Genomic DNA, 16,259 nt, shown 5'->3' with positions numbered 1-16,259 from the left:
ATTTCCATTTTTGGAAACAATGCCTATTTTACAGCTATTCTAGCCTTAACTGAACCGTATTGGTTTATAATCTTCAAACGAGGAGCGAATACTCAACTGTTCCTCCACTTTAAAAATACTGCGATCGCTAACAAGCCAAGAAGTGAGCCACCGATTAATGTCCAGGGTAAATCAGTCTGTGCTACGGACTTAATCTCATAGTGCTTTACTTCTTCATAGAAAAGAGTTTTACCAGTTTTACTTGCGTCAGACACAGCCCGATATTCATCAAAGGCGATCCACAAGGAAGCTGCTACACTCGTTGTCTGTGCAGCTGCAACAATGAATTCTCGGTCAATGTGAATTTGGTCATCATATCGAATCTTGGTGAGGGCATTAGCGAAAAATAAACCAAGTACAATACTGGATAAAGTACCAGTTGCCATTGCCCCAATTCCTAAATAAGTCATCAGGTTTACTCCACCACTGGCAGCAAACACCCCCAGAAAAGTAGCAAGTGATTTATTCAGTAATTGTTTATTGCTGAAAACTTCTCTAATTGATTCCTCCAACCGTTCACTGTCCTCATCTTCTGGAGTGCTAGAAGATTCTTCTTGTTCACCTGTGACATCACCCCACATAGTAGGAGAGGATTGGTTATTATTGGGTTGAAACCGCGATAATAAGGATTCGATTTCATTCATTGGGCATTACCTACTGCAAGGGAAATCACAAGGAAACAGGGGAGTAATATTTCCCCCATTTTTGACTAATTCAGACTAAATACCCATGAAGTTTTTGAACCAATTACCAGCTTTGGATAATCCACCACTGCGGCTATAATTTGGTTTTGGTATGCGGTCAGTTTTCGCTTCACTACCTCTCGACCACAATGCCGCAGTTACAGCATTTTCATAAGCTAAATCCGCCGCGTCTTGGGCATCTGGTAGCTTGTGGGATGCCTTCAACATATCCACCTCGTACTTTGCGATCGCCATTAAATCAGCAGTTGCTCCAGATATTTGAATTAAGGATGAGCGTTGAGCATGGCGAGTTGCTTCCGCAGTCGTGGCGTTTACCAATTCCGCGTTCATCTCTAGCATCTCGTTTTTTAATCGCTGTTCCCCAGTTTTTGCAGTATTAATTGCCTTAAGAGTTTGTCCCCCGTGCTTCTGGGTTAGTTGCACAAGTTCGGCGTAAGCTTGATTAATATCTCCTGTAGTTTCAAGGATTTTTCGATATGCTTCCAGCGCTTTTGGTAAGTTCGTTTTTGCAGTATCGGAGAGTCTCCCCAGGTCGGATATTTTAGTAATGGTAGTCTGATCACCAAGTAATGCTTTATGGAAATCATCAGCACTTACCCCAAACAATTTACCCATTGCGCCTAATGTTCCAGGCGCAGTTGCGGGGATATGATTTTTGAGTTTCGCAGATCCAAAATTACGTGCCATTTAATCTTCTGCCTCGCCATCAGCTAGCGGGTTTATTGTAGAAATAAAATGCACTGCCGCCGTACTTGAATTTGCTGCAAGCAATGCTGTTTCCCCATCGTTGTAGGGCGTAACCTTATTTATTCCTTCGTCAGCTTTGTCGGCTTCACAGAGATAATATTTGCTCATGGTGCTAGAATCCTTTATGTACTTTTCGTTTTGCGGCGAGAGATACATTTCAGAGTGGGCGATCGCAGTTGATTGGAACTCTTAAGCGATGCCTGCGGCGGGCGTAGCCATCGCTTCTCATCAGTTCTCGCAAAACTCAACAATCTCGATAATCTCAAGCTCTACTTGACTTTGGGTTAATTGTTTGTGTCTATGTTTGGAATCAGTGAAAATAAAAGTTTGATTATTCTCACGGCAGTAGCGGAGTTGTTCACCCCGAAAACAATAAAGCTGGTTACGCCGTAAAAGTGGAATTGAGAGCATTTTCTATTTCCTCAGAATGATTCTGGTAAAACTCAATATTTGCAATTGCTTGACCAACTTCGCTAAGACTCTGAATCGCATCACCCAGTCGTAAATCATTTGATGTAGTGAATCTTTCAGAGCATTCAATTTCTTGGTAAGCGGCGCAGGACTGCACGAACTTTAAAGTCTGCTTGCAACCGTCAAGGATAGTCATTATCTCGGTGGTCGTTAAGCTCGGTTGTGACTGCATTGTGCTGCTCATGATTTCTTTACTCTCCTTTGAGTTTTCATTGGTGGCATTGTTGGCTCTGGTTCATTGGCTGGCGCTTTCTGTTCACTGGGTTTCTGAATTACATAAGCGATTGCTCCTCCACCTCCAACAGTCGCCGCCAAGGTGAACATTATGTTTTTGCTGAAATACTGCGAACCGAAATAGCCAAGCATTAAAAATGTAGTGCTAGTGATAGAAAGTAGAATTGGTTTGTTGACTTTGATATTGAACTTCATGCTGCTCCTCTAAAACTGCTGGCCATTGCGCTAAGTCCTGCTTTATTCGGATGGGTAGATTGCACTTGCACTGTTTCTGCCTTGGGTGATGCTTGCACATTACGTTGTTGGAAAACTAACTTCTCTATGCAAGAACTAATTGCCTGTGTTGGTACGTCTTGAGGTAAATTAAATAATTCGCACAATTCCGAAACTGCCAAAAAGGATATAGTTACGCGCCGAGATTCGTAGTTCATTTATTTATGCTCCTTTTGAAATTTGAGTTAATAATTGCAATCCCAATGCGTTGATATATTGGGGATTCTTTAAGGTTGTAAAACCTAACGCAGCTAAGTTCTGATCCACAACTGGTAAAGAAACTCCCCCACCCCAGGCAACAAGGTATTTCGCTCTATCCAGGTAATTACCAGCAGTCACAAAGTTGGCGAATTTCTCAATCCTGCTACTCCACCATTCATCTAGACATTCGCTGTACTCTGCCTCAAAGTTCTTGCCAGTAGAAGCGTTGCCTCCATAGGTGAAAGTCCCATCTAAAATCCCTTGGTTTATTAAACTGGGTGAGTGTTTTATATCCCTGGACAATAAACTCACCTTGTCGCTTCGCTTATCCAGGGATTCTGCAATCATGGTGTGCAGTTCTCCGGCTCCACCTTCAATTAAATGGCGGTCAACTACTGCACCAGCCCCGTTAAATACGGTCGCCAACCACGTTGATGCGCCGAGATCCAATGCGATCGCTAATTCTGATGGATCAAGAATTAGGCTTCCTTCACCAAATAAGCAGTAGGCAATGGAACCAAACCCTTCTGGATAAACTTCTGGGACAACAATTTCAACTGTCTTGGTGACAATGGAACGAGTTACAGGGTGCAGATGTTCAAAGGTGTGAGTCCCTTCAACCCTACGTTTAATCTCACTTGCCCAGCGTTCTGGGTTGTGATTACTCAGGCTAATTGAAAGCTTGACCCCATTGGGAATGTTAAGAACTGCCAAATCCGCAAGGATGCTTTCTAATGCCAATTCTGCTTTTTTGGCTTTATCTTCGTGTAGCAGGATGTGGTCACTTTGAGCGATCGCTGCACTGCCCCAGAAGAATTGAACTTCTTTTAAGTCAAGCCGCGTTCCTTCTACATACCGCACCCATGTCCCATCTTTTGAGATGGGACATGGGTGCATGATGTTTCGGTTGCGAACAAGTGAGTATGCGGCTGGCATCATGATTGAAAAATCATCATAGACTGCCTTCCCATACCCCGCACCTGCGTCTTTACCTCCTGTGAGGTCAGTTAGCCCGGATTTGGCTAGCTCCTCAGCTTGAAGTAGCCAATTTTTGGGATTGGTGGTTGTGGAAGTCATTGTTAATAATTCTTTAGAACTTTTGATTTGTCTGGGCTGGACTTGGTTTTTAGGCAAATCAGCGTAAATCCAGATATCCATGCAGAGGTAGCCAAACCATCACTTCTTGGCTTGCGTTGCCTTTGGTGCGTGGCGTTTTTTGGCTATGGTGTTATGATAGCATTACTTCATGAACTCATGAAGTAATGAAGTAATGAATAACGAATTTTCTTGAGGTAATGTCAAAATGTTTTCAGAACAAATAGAAAACAGCAATGTGGTAACAAAACGAGACGATCCAAATTTCACTCAAGTTAGCGGGTATATACCAAAGGAGAAAGCTTTAAACTTTAAAATTGCTTGCACTGCCTTGCAAATAACCCAAAGCGATGCACTAGATGAAGCAATTAGCCTTTGGCTAGCAAATCATGAGCAACCTTCCTCAACACCCAAGGGCAAAAAAGGCAAGGGTACAGCATGACCGACTCTAGCCAACCAGACTTAAAGCACTCTAAAGCCACAAAGCCACAAATTGCTGCACCAAACATAGAAACGTCAATTATTGATGAACCAAGTAAACTCCTCTGGTTCGCCAACGTTGCCATTAGTCCGGGGTTGTTAGTGATAGCCAATGACCTAATGAATAATCCGCGTAGGGCTGGAGTAACAAGGCTTTCTGATGAACTTCAAATTATTATGAGCGATGGGTGCAGCATCCTCAACCCTGGACATACCCTGCAAGAAGCAACCACCTGGACGCGATCGCAATTCTGGGATGCTCAAGATTTGCATGACTTCCGACGCGAGGTTCGACAACAAGGGGAGACTGTTTTCGAGTACACCTGGCGCAGCTTCGAGCCAACCGACCCCACTAGAACTAATGACCTTGAATTTACAACTCGTTACAGATTATTTGACGGTGGTGATGGCGACTTTTACCAAATTTGCGAGAACTTAGGAATGAGAGTAATTCAGTAGATTAGTCTATTAACCTAGCAATTAAATCAACAGCTAAATTCAATAAGTGTCTACCAGTTATACGGATGATGGCAATGAAATCAATGGAATTAAGAATAAAACTGTATGCAGTATCGCCTAGTGTCCACATTGACAAATAGTGCCGATTTGACTAACTCAATATGGCGGTCTACCGCCATATACGCCCACAAATAAAGGACTTACAGTTGCAACCAAATTGCTATAGAAAAAGTAAATACACTCTCCTGTACTGCCTGTACGCTAGACACTTGGGGAGTAAATCGGCATACCAAAGGGACACACATTCCGTTCTCTCATTATTTTCTCCATAGGCAGACCATTTATGCCTCAGCTACTCACTGTAAAACTGCAACATATATAGGTTGGTAGCAATTATAAAGATATGTGTGCAAGTATTATTTTTCAATTTTCAGATGCAAAATCACCAAACTTAAAGTATTATCTAGTAGTAAGGCAAATCAAAATGTTACAAATAAAAACCAACCAAATTGAAATAGAAGAACCCCCTATTTCAATCAGGAGGAGGCGATTATACTGGGGACAATCGAAAACGCAACTTGCCACATTGATTACACCGTTCGCACATGACCTGCTTCGAGAGAAAGCATCACAATTCCATCTATCGAAAAGTGACTTACTCGAATACCTCTCACGCTGCCTGGACGACCCAGCAGTTGAGGCGGCAATTAAAAGACAGATAAAGGATTAACCGCCTTTGATCAAAAAAAACAGATAAAGGATGCTGACAAGCTAGGAGGTTTTAACGAAACGTACAAAGTTGTTGCCATACCAAAAAACCCATGAGTCGCAAGCTCACAGGTTTATGGCTCAAAACTTTCATTCTGAACAAAGATTGTTTTTCGACTCGTGAGCAGGTGCGGCAAACACCCGCTCACACTTTCCACCGAATTAGTTTCACCCCAGAGAAGAGCTACTTTCTACTTCGATTTCACCAATTGGGAAAGGAGAAAGCGTGTACTAGCCTCTTTTAGAGACTACTACTTGTTTTATGATATCGAATTTTTGGTAATTATTTGATGAATTCTGGATTACAAGCGAATAAATTCAAATAAATTCAAATAAATTCAGGAAAAATCGAAACTAAGCGTAAAGCTCATCGTAGATAAGTAAAGCTAGCTCTTTCTCCTCTGGGTGGCAGCATAAACCACTACTGAGAGAAAAGAAATGTCAGAAAATTTGATATTAATTCCGACTGCGCTAGAAAATGGTAAAGAAATTACCACACCGCGATCGCAGAAAAACGATCAAAGTAAAAGTCCATCCATTAATGACTACATAGTAATAGACTTTTTGGTGGGTGGCAATAATTATACTCACAATCCTTGTCTACGAGCGAATACAGCCAACAACAGTATCCATAATTCAGCGATGAATAGTGGAGGTGCGGCGTAATGATAGCACCACAAATTGGAACTGCGTTCGCGCCAGAATCCAGAACACCACCCAAGAGTTACTTCAAAATCTGCTACGACGCATTAGCAGTTTTCCTAAAAAGCTCAGACAAGGCCATGTTTGTGCAGCACCTGCACTTTTGGCATCAGAATGAATATTCCGGCTACCTGATGGAAGATGGCCGTAAATGGATCATGAACGGGTACAAGAAATGGGCTGAGAGCTTCCCTTGGTTAGCACTCAGAAAGGTTGGGAGCATAATTCGGTATCTAGAACAAATCGGCTGGGTCATCAGTAAACGGTTTTACGATCTGAAGCGAAACGTTGGCTTTGTAGATAATTGCCCAGATTTACTACAGGAAGATAATCAGCGAAAGTGGTACTGCTTGAATTACCAGAAAATCTATGAGGACACAGGCTTTGACCTACTTTTCGGTAAACAAAACAGTGAGCCAACCTCATATGCTAATCGCCAAAATAGTGAGCCAACCTCATATGCTAATCGCCAAAATCGCCGCAAACGCAGTCCCAGAGCCAATGTACAAAAACAGGACATTTCAATGTACCAAAATCAGACATTGCAATGTACCAAAACTGCACAATCATCTATATATAAAGAAGATCCAAATAACTCCCATAGAAGATTGGAAGGGAGTTTTGGAAAAAATGAAGATGGTGGCCAGCAAGAAGGAGGCCCAGAAAAATTTCAAGATGGTAGTCCTGGATCTGGCACTACGTTTCCAGATGAAACAGGGACTTTGCATCTAACGAACAAAACCACTCATGAAGGTAAACGTTCCGCCGCGCCGCGCAACAAAAATTCACAAAAAAATCCTGAGTGGGATTGGCTACCACATGGGCCGTGGCGTACTGAATCCGGCAAGCTAGATGATGCATTCTTGAACGCAGTTGCAGAGAGGTGGGTGAAAAAATACGGCGACACTTTAACTGACAAGCGCACGAATGCAATGAAGCACTTCTGCAAAGATCCAAGAAACCTCCCTATTGAATGGCAATGGTATCAAGATACCTTTGTTCATCAAGTAGCCAACGTCCAGGTACGTCTAAATGGCGGGATGGACACAGCAGCCGATGAACTAATGATTGTCAAAAATCAGAGGGCAGCGTTGCCCTTGCCAGAAGAGATACGGGTAACAGAAACTAAATCCCCTGAGCAGGTTATAGAAGAGGTTGCTCCCTATGCCTTGTCAGCAATTCAAGGCATTAAGAATGTGATCGCAGATGTGGTGAATGTTCCCCCCTTGAAGCCTGCTGCCAAAGAAAAAGAATCGCCACAACTGGAACCAGAGCGGGAAGTTGACTCTTATGCAGTAGCGAAAGAAACTGAAGAATCCCAGGCGCAATGGGTTAGTGGGGCAGATCATAAGCCAAAAGCCGCCGATGCCCTCTGCGAGGACTCGCAGAAGCTGAAAGTACAGGATGCTAACTTGAATACTGTTCGAGCCTCTGCTGCCCCCGATTTTCATAGAATGCAGCCAGAAGAACACGCTTCATTGCTTGAAAAGTTTATCAATCTTGGTGGAGAGGAGTTTTTGAAACTTTCCTCGTGGCACAAACATTGGATGCAATTCACCACCATGCCAATTGCTAAACAACTTATTCCAAGCTTGACACTCCAAATAATCAAACAAATTAAAGATGCATTGATATGTCAGAGAGTTTAGATTTTGCGGGTATTGATGGCAAGCTGCCTCCGCAAAATATTGAAGCCGAAGAAGCAATCTTGGGTGGCATCTTGCTAGACCCTGAAGCCATAGAAAGGGTTGTAGATACTTTAATTCCAGAGGCATTTTATGTTCAAGCCCACAGAGATATTTATGCCGCAGCGCTGCGGCTACACTCTGAACACAAGCCCACAGATTTGTTGACTGTCACAAGTTGCCTGACTGACCATGATTTATTAGAAAGAGTTGGTGGCAGAAAGAAGTTAGCAACCCTTGTTGACCGCACTGTATCGGCAGTCAACATTGATGGTTTGGCTGAAATGGTCGTGGAGAAATACCTCAGCAGAAAATTAATATCTACTGGTAATCAAATTGTCAAGTTAGGCTATGACCTATCACAACCTCTAGTGCAGCGTCTAGATGCAGCAGAGCAGAAAGTATTTTCTATTCGCCACCAAAGCCAACTCGATGATGGCGTCACCGTGCCAAACCGGGTAAATTGTACGCTAAGGCTGAAACTAAGATGGGGTAAGCCTTTTAAGAAGTGCTTTTTGGTGAAAGAACTATGGTTGTGCTGCTAGTTTTGATCAAGTTTGAACGAAAAATCGTCGTTTCAGGCACTTGAAATTTTCTTAGCGTACAAAAAACCTTTTTTGGCACGGTGATGCCTAGGATGTGCTGGATTTTAATATTGTTCTTGTCCGCAATCGCCCTCAAATCAACTCCTGTAGGTTGTCGGAATGTGAAGGTTGGGGGTCAGTCGCGCAGTCTTCAATTTTTTTCTTAGGCATAAAAAGGTTCGTCGATCCTATTCTTCATTTTAAGTGACACGAGATTAATTGCCAATAGCAATCAAGAAAAAGATTGCCATCTAGCCAATAGCCATTAGAAAAAAGATTGCTCCTTAATCGTTGCTTTTATTTTGTCCTATAATCTGCTACACAAGGCTTTCACTCATTAGTTACTACTATTAAATAATTCTAAAAAGTAGCTCCCGCCCTTGCCCCCGTTGAATAATTCCCTATCATTAATTGCATTTTGACCCCCAAAAGATAGAGCCTAAATGTTGTAATTCCTCCCGTGGTGGACAGCCAGGATGCAAGCGATCGCCCTTCGGGAAGTTGGGTTAAGCCCCTTAAAGAAAGTTTACAAATCGGTAGCTCCCACAGGATGCAAGCGATCGCCCTTCGGAGAAGTTGAGTTAAGTCCCTTAAAGAAAGTTTACAAATCGGTAGCTCCCACAGGATGCAAGCGATCGCCCTTCGGAGAAGTTGAGTTAAGTCCCTTAAAGAAAGTTTACAAATCGGTAGCTCCCACAGGATGCACGCGATCGCCCTTCGGAGAAGTTCAGTATAGGAGCATCCACCACGGTAAAATCTGTCACTTTGCAATTGAGACGCACCCATAACGCAGTCTTGATGAATGACCCCAAAGGTGAATGGCTGAAAATCCCTCGAAAACACTAAGGGATTTTAAAAAATTTTCAGCCATTTTGGGAGCGTAGCTACCTTATATATGTGCGCGAGAGTTGCCTTGTCCATGCTCAGTAGGCTTTCTAGGCTGCAATGTAGTTGTAGCCAAGGGGCAAGGTTAAGGCATGGGTCAGGCATTGCAGATGAGTTTCAGGTTCACCGTGATTATTCACCTTTAGATTCTCTTGCCGCGATCGCTTCATCAACCAACCTTGCAATCATTTGGGATAGGGGTCTGCCTTCGGATTCTGCAAAACTTTTAACCTTCTCGGCTACAGGTTTCTGCAAGACGATTGAAAATCTTAGTCCTCTATATTTTTTAGTTGCTGCCATCAATTTATATCACGGGGAATCGCAGGGATTTCATCAGCATATTTTATCTTGTTGGAGAATTACCTTAGTTTTTCTGATGGGAATCCCTGGGATTCCCTGCTACTATAAAAATGCAACCCACAAGAATTGCACTCAAAAGATAGACTATGGACGATTTTCCTGTTCAAGATTTAGATAGTTTCACGTCTAAATCAAAGCTTGCTGTGAAAATAAAATGTTCACTTCGTAGCATACACAATTATCACGAGGTAGCTACCCTTTTTGTTGATGATTTCCTCCCTGATTATCCCACTCTACACGGCGAATTTTTGACTTCCCATCCCCTCACCATCTATCAATGTTGGGTCTTATTCCGTATCAATCAATTCTTAAAATTAATCCCCAAAGCAGAACTGTTAAAACACTCCCTAGAACACGACCCACGGGTGCAACATCAGTACTCTAAAGCCCAATTCAATATCAACTACCCAGAGATAAAAGAGGAGCCAAATAACAATGATCCTAAAGCAATTTGCAGAATCGCGTAGTCTCACACTAACCAAACTAAAGAAACTCTGTAATGAAGTACTGGGAGTAGTACCCGCGCTACTCACCAAGGAACAAATCAACAAATTGGACTTACACCTACTATCAGCCGCGAAGTCGCTACAACCAGCACAAGAAGAGAGCAAGATGCACACGATCGCACCTTCGGAAAGTGGCGAAATAGAACTAAGTGAGCCATCAGAGATTGACCAAAAAGTAATAGAAATTATTGGAGTTAAAGAATTAAAAAATAATTTATTACTCTACTTACAGCAAGCTAAGTCAAGGTTGAAGGCAGAAAAGTTTAAGGCTGAGTCATTGATTTTTCAGGCTGAACAAAGATTTTACTCAGACCTCGCCAATCATCAGAAGACAACACAAGATGATTCGTTACGACGGATGACATTAAATTCTAATATTTGGAACAGTGAGGGATTGAAACAGCTTGCACCTGGGGAAGATTCAGAAGAATTGAGTTTGCACAATGAGTTACTAGAGTTAATGGAATCATTCGGTATTTGATTATCAGTTCAAGGCTGTACGCGGGTTCAATTCCCGCTAAAATCCTGGGTCATTTTTGACCTATCACCCACAACACAGACACATATTCTATGGATATTAAAAAGCCTCAAGATTCACAGCAAGCAACTGCGACTAATACACGGAAGATTGAGAATAAATTCAAGGCTGGACAGATAAAACAGGCAAGCGCAGCCCAGATGATTCCACCTGCGATCACGTCGAAATTATCCCATCTATCAAAGGTTTACGGCTTGCCGATCGACTTGGGACAAGTGAGCCTAAAAGATGCGAATCCTGAGAACATTAAGATTATGAGAAAGATAGCTGATATGCTCTCCAGCAATTCCAAGTTGTTGCCTGAATTAATCAAATTGACCTCGCAACTTTTGAAGGCAGATATTAAGCTGGCTGAGTTCCATAAAAACTTGACAAAAGCTGCACTCCGACATCAAGAAAGGATTGATCAGGAAACAGCATAAATTTTTATAGCGATGGCTAGGGGAGGTGGGAAGGCTACTAAATTAGAGCATCGAACTAATGTGAGGAATTCTCTGATTGAGCAGCGTAGTCAAGCCTATGCTAACTACTATCAAGATTCGGTATTTGGTAATGAGAGCCAAATCATTGATGTGGAATTCCAATTGTTAGCTAGTAATCAGAAGATTCTCTCTGAATCCAAGCAAGCCAAGATGGAATTTGGCAACGAGAGAAAACAGAAACTAAAAGCTTTTGTAGACTCGGCTTTCACAAGCAATGACTAATAGTTATGCCTCAGAATAATAGCTGGGGCATAACCTAAACAACAATACTTTTTAGATTAGGATACGCCACCTGAAAAATTTTAATGAGCTTGCATTGTATGCTGGGGTGAGTTGTGCATTTGCATTCTTTGTGAGGCTTAATCCTGCCTTCTTTTACCCAGTTCTTTTACTCAGATTATCAATACTCTTGTACTGCTTTTATATCATTGCCCTAACAGAGAATGAGAAGAGTATTGCAGTAATTATTGGTGCTTCTATTTTTATCGGGTGGATCGGCGGTTACTGGGATTTATTCGAGATTTATATAAATTTTGATTTGCAAAATATTCTTACAAAGGCAATAACACTTATAGCTATCCCTCTTATTACAGCTTCCCTATATCTGAGTGTAAGAAATGGCAAAACTAAGTGAATCAAATGAATCAAAAATAGGATTTATTCTTCTAGGATGTGTGTCAATTGGTTCCTTGTTTGGGGCATTTGCAGGTAATTTAGAAAGCTTTGAGGTTTGGAACCAGAAAGAGCAAGGGCAGTTTGGACAGGAATATAATCAGATATTTATTCTTACCGAAAATGAACCAAAACTACCTTATGGAATTGATAAAAAGAAAGCTCAAAAGATTGCCGCTAACTATGATGATTTGAAGCTTCAAAAGTTTTTTCTATTAGGAGTAAGCATAGTTACTTCAAGCTTTGCATTATTAATTGGGGAATCCAAGCTACTTGATTTTGAGATTGAAACAGAGACTAAAAAGATAAATGCTAAGGCTGAGAAAGAATACAGAATTAGGCGGATTAACCAGAAGTGGGCAATGGCTAGCGAAGCCCAAAGACAATTATATTTAGCAGAACTTAGAGAATTAGTAGCCCTCTGTGAAGGCGACCAGACACAGAATGCAAGCGAAATAAACGAGACTGATAAATTTATCAATGCTAATTATTTATTAGCAGAGGGACATAACATTGATATGGTGGTGACACAGACTTGGGGATATAAAGTAGGGACACCAGAACACGAAGAAATGAAGGTTAAGTTTCTTGAGTGGAGCGAATCTTGAAGGTAGCTACGTTTGCATCTTTGGTAATTCATGATTAGGTGCGATCGCCCCTTAGACTACTACAAGCCAATGGCTACAGTCAAAAAATCAAAAAATATCGACACAAACACGGTAGTAATTTATTGCCGCGTGTCCACAGATCAACAGGAGAAATCAGGGCTTGGGATGGAAGCCCAATTAGATTTATGTAGGAAGGTAGCCCAACAATTAGAATTAGAAATTATCGGGGAATTCCAGGAGACAATTAGCGGGAAGGTAGACCCAAAGGAACGACCTATATTTTTGCAATGTCTGGCATTGGCTCAAGAGAATGGTAGCAAAATTATGGTGGCGAAACTTGATAGATTCTCTCGCGTAATGTATCACGTAGCTGGCTTTACTCAAAAATATGCTTGGGGAACCAATACGCCAGATTTGCTGATAGCTTCATCCCCAAAGATGACGCAACTAGAAATTTATATCTGGGCAATGATGGCAGAGGAGGAAAGGAGGCAAATAAGCGAAAGAACGAAGTCGGCACTATCGGTAAGGAAATCTCAGGGACATGAAAACGGAAAAGTAGCGCGAACAGTATCAATGAATAAGGCTAGAGCCAAAACTGAAGATGCAATGAGACTCGCTACACAACTACGGGGTGAGGGATTGGGCTATTTGAAAATAGCTGATAAATTGAATGAAGTAGGATTAACCACCTCCAAAGGTGGCGTGTGGTACGCTGCGGGGATTAGATCCAGATTGATAAGTATCGGCATCAATTAAAAGCAATTAACTACTATAAATATGCGGTCTAAGAAATGCGATCGCATTTCCTCTTGTTGGCAATTGGGAGGATGCGATCGCACTTAGGATTTTAGGGAGTGGCTAGGCTTCTAGACTGGCAAGGATGCCAAAATAGCCCCGTCAGGATGACCGGAATTGCCCTTGAAAATACTAAGGAGTATGAATCCATACCCTGTAAAATATGCTAGATAGAGGCGAATTTTTGAGTCTCATCGCTATTCGTGGTGTGCCATGTAGTTCCTTATCAAAAATACTTTACTAATTTTGTCCAGATATAGTTAACCTTTCATTTAGAGCCAATCTAAAACACATCACCTCAAAAGGTGATTCTGTTTCCCACACCATGCCATCTTCGGCATCTTCTGCAATATTTAATATGGGTTTGGGCAGCATTACTATATCTTGCCACTCATAGCCGTATACAGGCTCATCACCCCATTCATATTGAACCCTAAAGATATTTAGGTCACTGCCTTTCCCGTGACGCATTGCATCTACTTTGAATCGTTTATCGTCGTACTCAAAGATATTTGCTTTTGCTGTTGCAATAATTGAATTATTGACGACAATATCTTTTGGGAATCCTGCTTTCAATAAGTTCTGATTTCCCTCTTTTTCATCAAGAGGATCTTCGTAAGAACAGGCGTGAATAATAAAATGATTGGCATCTTCGTAATCTTCATTGCAGATTGTCACAGGAATTTTACCGCAAGCCACTAGGTATGCCTTGTCTTGAGTTAATGAAAAAGCGTAATTTATTCTTTTTACCATTTTGTTCCTTTTATTAAATTGATTAAAGGTGAGGAGATTTCCTCACCCCAAAGACTTCTAGTGTTCTATTTGATTCCACGCCAAGTCGAAGGCTTTTTGCTCAGATGCAGACGTAGCTCCCCAGATGGGACACTGTTTACCCTTAATAGGGATATTTTTGTCAAATTTAATCGGATTTTCAAAGAAGTAGCAATAGACAGCTTCGTTTTTCACACAGTCTACTAATTCAGCCGCACCGATGATACACCCTCTTTCGACATTGGAATTGATGTTGAATTCTTCAAAAGCTTCATCTGAATCTTTTGACAATCCCGCTTGAATCAAAGTCCAGCCCCGATGATTAGTGACCTTTCTTCTAAGTTCTACGTCATTCTTCCCTAATACTATTGAGTATGCAAAGGGGGCATGGGTTGTCATACACTTTAGCTCTTTCGGGGCAGGCTCATTTGTTGGTTGATATTTAGCCTCTGGGGGTAATCCTAATAATTCAAGGCTAGCTATCTGCTCATCAGTTAGTTCCATCCCCACTTTTCTTTCTTTGAAGCAATTGCCAGAATTAGCAATGATCTCCCAGGTTGCAGGATCTATTTTTGTTATTTTCTCATCAGGGATTATTATCTTTTTCGGGGTCTGTATCTCGTGCATTGTTTGGATACTAAGACCTGATGATAAAAAAGTTGCCCAGTATTGAATTAATTCGATATTCTCGGTCACTTGTTCCATTTTTTTTTTATTTTTTTAGATATGAAATTCAAAAAAACAAAAGCCTGTGCTTTTTATAGTACAGGCTTTTCTATTATACCACCATGATTTAGCTTTTAAAATACCACAAAAGTACTGTAATAGAAGGATTCTAGCTATTCTTACGTAGCCTTGTTCTCTTGAATAGAGGTATACTTTATATCTAATCTTAGTTCTCCATCTTCGGGGGTCACTGATATCTCTACAGACTCTAAAGGCGAATTGGCGATAACTTTGGAATACAGCCCGTGCTTAAACGAATTTCGTGATGATATTTTCTTGCCCAAAAGTGTTGTAGCACCTGTGCTATGAAGCCAAGGCTTATTTATCATAATTCGTTGCCTCGCTGCTTCTATCTTCGCAGGAGTCCACCCCTTTTCTTCTGGGGGCTTCTTAATAATTTCAACGGGCTTCTTAGCAGAGGCAAGTTTCTTTTTCTGCCGTGCTAATTCCCTTTTTTCTAATTTCTGTCGCTTGACTTCTGCGAGGTCGCAGAAGGTTCGGGGGCGGAATTCATTAATGCTTTGAATGTTGGTGTCTAACTTCAGCCCCCGAAGTTTTTCTACAGTTTCGGGGGTTAATTCTTTTCGTTTTCTGGGCATTGAGTTTAACTCTCGAAACGTGCCAAGATGTCCTCATTTGAGTAGCCACCCTTGACCATCTTTAATATTTGTTCGTGTGTTTTTGGTAGTGGTGGAGGGGGTAAAGTTTTAGTTTTATTCTCATGCGGTTGGTCAGGGTAAAGTTTACCCAATTCTGCAAGAGTTTCTTCAATGAACGCTTCGCCGTGTAACTCGAATTGCTGCTTTATCTTTTCGGGGGTCAGCGTTTCGTATTTGTTTTTTGGTGTGGCGATAGTTTCAGAAGTTTGGGGCGGAGCTACCTGTTGTATGGGTTGATTAAATTCCTTTTCTCTGTTTGACTTCATCCAGTCGGTAATTTCGTTTATTCGCTCAATTTGATCGGACATGGCACGGGCTTGCTGATAAAATTCTGAGGTGTTCATGGGGTTTTTCCTGGGGAGCTACCCTTTATAATTCCCTATTCTGGGAACGAACTGACTGGGAACAAACACGAGGTTCAATTCCCTCGAACGGGGGGTCACTGGGATACGGATTTTATATAAGCAAAAAAAAGGGTTGATGGGTGGGAAGTGCGATCGCGTTTTTTAGGCTCGAACAGCAATAAAAATGAGATTTGTGAGGTTCTGTGGAATAATTTTTACAATGTGAGGTAGTACCGAGTTGAAACAAACAACACTTGACGCATTGTTGCGAGTATACGTAAAGCTTGAAGAAACAGTAGAGGAATTGAATAATCTAGCAGATGATGCGGTTTTATCAGAAGATTATGAAGATGCTAGCTTGCTTCAATCGAGAGCGGATATATTATATGAACAGATGGAAAATGTATCCGCTGAATAAATAGGGGATAGGAAGAAAAATAAGAGGATACAAAGGGTCACACCGGATTG

23 protein-coding genes and 1 pseudogene are annotated in these 16,259 nt (G+C 41.6%); 12 read left to right on the top strand and 12 right to left on the bottom strand.

Translation table 11 applies throughout. The features are described from left to right. Positions 1 to 92: 92 nt before the first annotated feature. From HWQ38_RS36720 to HWQ38_RS36690, 7 genes are all read right to left on the bottom strand, one after another. A complete protein-coding gene (locus HWQ38_RS36720) occupies positions 93 to 683 on the bottom strand; it encodes a hypothetical protein (protein WP_292804278.1) in 591 nt (196 codons plus the stop codon). 75 nt (positions 684 to 758) lie between these two features. After that, positions 759 to 1,430, bottom strand: a complete 672-nt coding sequence (locus HWQ38_RS36715; RefSeq protein ID WP_292804275.1) for a hypothetical protein — start codon at positions 1,428 to 1,430, stop codon at positions 759 to 761. Further along, positions 1,431 to 1,598: a hypothetical protein gene (locus tag HWQ38_RS36710; protein WP_292804272.1), complete on the bottom strand. Its 168-nt coding sequence runs from the start codon at positions 1,596 to 1,598 to the stop codon at positions 1,431 to 1,433. Between the two features lie 274 nt (positions 1,599 to 1,872). Beyond that, a complete protein-coding gene (locus HWQ38_RS36705; protein ID WP_292804269.1) occupies positions 1,873 to 2,145 on the bottom strand; it encodes a hypothetical protein in 273 nt (90 codons plus the stop codon). After that, positions 2,142 to 2,390, bottom strand: coding sequence for a hypothetical protein (locus tag HWQ38_RS36700; protein WP_292804266.1), 249 nt, complete (start codon positions 2,388 to 2,390; stop codon positions 2,142 to 2,144). Before HWQ38_RS36700 ends, HWQ38_RS36705 begins: the two co-directional genes overlap by 4 nt. Next, entirely contained in the window at positions 2,387 to 2,626 is a 240-nt protein-coding gene (locus HWQ38_RS36695; RefSeq protein WP_292804263.1) for a hypothetical protein, read from the bottom strand. Before HWQ38_RS36695 ends, HWQ38_RS36700 begins: the two co-directional genes overlap by 4 nt. Before the next feature lie 4 nt (positions 2,627 to 2,630). Beyond that, a complete protein-coding gene (locus HWQ38_RS36690) occupies positions 2,631 to 3,827 on the bottom strand; it encodes a ParM/StbA family protein (protein ID WP_292804260.1) in 1,197 nt (398 codons plus the stop codon). A gap of 145 nt (positions 3,828 to 3,972) precedes the next feature. Here HWQ38_RS36690 and HWQ38_RS36685 point away from each other — a divergent pair, with 145 nt between their 5' ends. The 6 genes and pseudogenes from HWQ38_RS36685 to HWQ38_RS36660 all read left to right on the top strand — a co-directional run bounded on the left by HWQ38_RS36685 (position 3,973) and on the right by HWQ38_RS36660 (position 9,230). Further along, on the top strand, positions 3,973 to 4,206 hold the full coding sequence (locus HWQ38_RS36685; RefSeq protein ID WP_292804257.1) for a hypothetical protein: 234 nt from the start codon (positions 3,973 to 3,975) through the stop codon (positions 4,204 to 4,206). Beyond that, entirely contained in the window at positions 4,203 to 4,703 is a 501-nt protein-coding gene (locus HWQ38_RS36680) for a hypothetical protein (RefSeq protein WP_292804254.1), read from the top strand. The genes HWQ38_RS36685 and HWQ38_RS36680 overlap by 4 nt, the downstream gene beginning before the upstream one ends. Before the next feature lie 1,206 nt (positions 4,704 to 5,909). Next, a complete protein-coding gene (locus HWQ38_RS36675) occupies positions 5,910 to 6,137 on the top strand; it encodes a hypothetical protein (RefSeq protein ID WP_292804251.1) in 228 nt (75 codons plus the stop codon). Then, on the top strand, positions 6,137 to 7,822 hold the full coding sequence (locus HWQ38_RS36670; RefSeq protein ID WP_292804248.1) for a hypothetical protein: 1,686 nt from the start codon (positions 6,137 to 6,139) through the stop codon (positions 7,820 to 7,822). Before HWQ38_RS36675 ends, HWQ38_RS36670 begins: the two co-directional genes overlap by 1 nt. After that, positions 7,807 to 8,271 (top strand): annotated as a pseudogene (locus HWQ38_RS36665) (DnaB-like helicase N-terminal domain-containing protein); the annotation flags it as partial. The gene HWQ38_RS36670 and the pseudogene HWQ38_RS36665, both read left to right, overlap by 16 nt. Before the next feature lie 647 nt (positions 8,272 to 8,918). Beyond that, positions 8,919 to 9,230, top strand: a complete 312-nt coding sequence (locus HWQ38_RS36660; protein WP_292804245.1) for a hypothetical protein — start codon at positions 8,919 to 8,921, stop codon at positions 9,228 to 9,230. 229 nt (positions 9,231 to 9,459) lie between these two features. Here the strand turns inward: HWQ38_RS36660 and HWQ38_RS36655 are convergent, their stop codons facing one another. Beyond that, complete coding sequence (locus HWQ38_RS36655; RefSeq protein ID WP_292804242.1) at positions 9,460 to 9,627, bottom strand: hypothetical protein; 168 nt, start codon at positions 9,625 to 9,627, stop codon at positions 9,460 to 9,462. Between the two features lie 495 nt (positions 9,628 to 10,122). Between HWQ38_RS36655 and HWQ38_RS36650 the strand changes: the two genes are divergently transcribed. From HWQ38_RS36650 to HWQ38_RS36630, 5 genes are all read left to right on the top strand, one after another. Beyond that, the gene (locus HWQ38_RS36650) at positions 10,123 to 10,674 is read left to right on the top strand and encodes a hypothetical protein (RefSeq protein WP_292804239.1); all 552 of its coding nucleotides are present in this window, start codon (positions 10,123 to 10,125) and stop codon (positions 10,672 to 10,674) included. An 89-nt stretch (positions 10,675 to 10,763) separates the two neighbouring features. After that, positions 10,764 to 11,153: a hypothetical protein gene (locus tag HWQ38_RS36645; RefSeq protein ID WP_292804236.1), complete on the top strand. Its 390-nt coding sequence runs from the start codon at positions 10,764 to 10,766 to the stop codon at positions 11,151 to 11,153. Between the two features lie 12 nt (positions 11,154 to 11,165). Further along, entirely contained in the window at positions 11,166 to 11,435 is a 270-nt protein-coding gene (locus HWQ38_RS36640) for a hypothetical protein (protein WP_292804233.1), read from the top strand. Between the two features lie 395 nt (positions 11,436 to 11,830). Then, positions 11,831 to 12,493, top strand: a complete 663-nt coding sequence (locus HWQ38_RS36635; RefSeq protein WP_292804230.1) for a hypothetical protein — start codon at positions 11,831 to 11,833, stop codon at positions 12,491 to 12,493. A 69-nt stretch (positions 12,494 to 12,562) separates the two neighbouring features. Further along, positions 12,563 to 13,252 (top strand): recombinase family protein, encoded by a 690-nt coding sequence (locus HWQ38_RS36630; RefSeq protein ID WP_292804227.1) that lies wholly within the window; start codon positions 12,563 to 12,565, stop codon positions 13,250 to 13,252. A gap of 279 nt (positions 13,253 to 13,531) precedes the next feature. Here HWQ38_RS36630 and HWQ38_RS36625 read toward each other — a convergent pair whose 3' ends face one another. The 4 genes from HWQ38_RS36625 to HWQ38_RS36610 form a co-directional block, all read right to left on the bottom strand. Beyond that, on the bottom strand, positions 13,532 to 14,044 hold the full coding sequence (locus HWQ38_RS36625; protein ID WP_292804225.1) for a hypothetical protein: 513 nt from the start codon (positions 14,042 to 14,044) through the stop codon (positions 13,532 to 13,534). Positions 14,045 to 14,101: 57 nt separating this feature from the next. Beyond that, positions 14,102 to 14,767 (bottom strand): hypothetical protein, encoded by a 666-nt coding sequence (locus HWQ38_RS36620; protein ID WP_292804222.1) that lies wholly within the window; start codon positions 14,765 to 14,767, stop codon positions 14,102 to 14,104. A gap of 140 nt (positions 14,768 to 14,907) precedes the next feature. Continuing rightward, the gene (locus HWQ38_RS36615; protein WP_292804219.1) at positions 14,908 to 15,387 is read right to left on the bottom strand and encodes a hypothetical protein; all 480 of its coding nucleotides are present in this window, start codon (positions 15,385 to 15,387) and stop codon (positions 14,908 to 14,910) included. Between the two features lie 5 nt (positions 15,388 to 15,392). Further along, a complete protein-coding gene (locus HWQ38_RS36610; protein ID WP_292804216.1) occupies positions 15,393 to 15,791 on the bottom strand; it encodes a hypothetical protein in 399 nt (132 codons plus the stop codon). A 238-nt stretch (positions 15,792 to 16,029) separates the two neighbouring features. Here HWQ38_RS36610 and HWQ38_RS36605 point away from each other — a divergent pair, with 238 nt between their 5' ends. Continuing rightward, entirely contained in the window at positions 16,030 to 16,209 is a 180-nt protein-coding gene (locus tag HWQ38_RS36605) for a hypothetical protein (RefSeq protein ID WP_292804213.1), read from the top strand. Positions 16,210 to 16,259 lie beyond the last annotated feature (50 nt).

The organism is Nostoc sp. NMS7 (assembly GCF_017115085.1).
Taxonomy (GTDB): Bacteria; Cyanobacteriota; Cyanobacteriia; order Cyanobacteriales; family Nostocaceae; genus Nostoc.
This window is presented reverse-complemented; position numbering and strand designations above follow the sequence as displayed.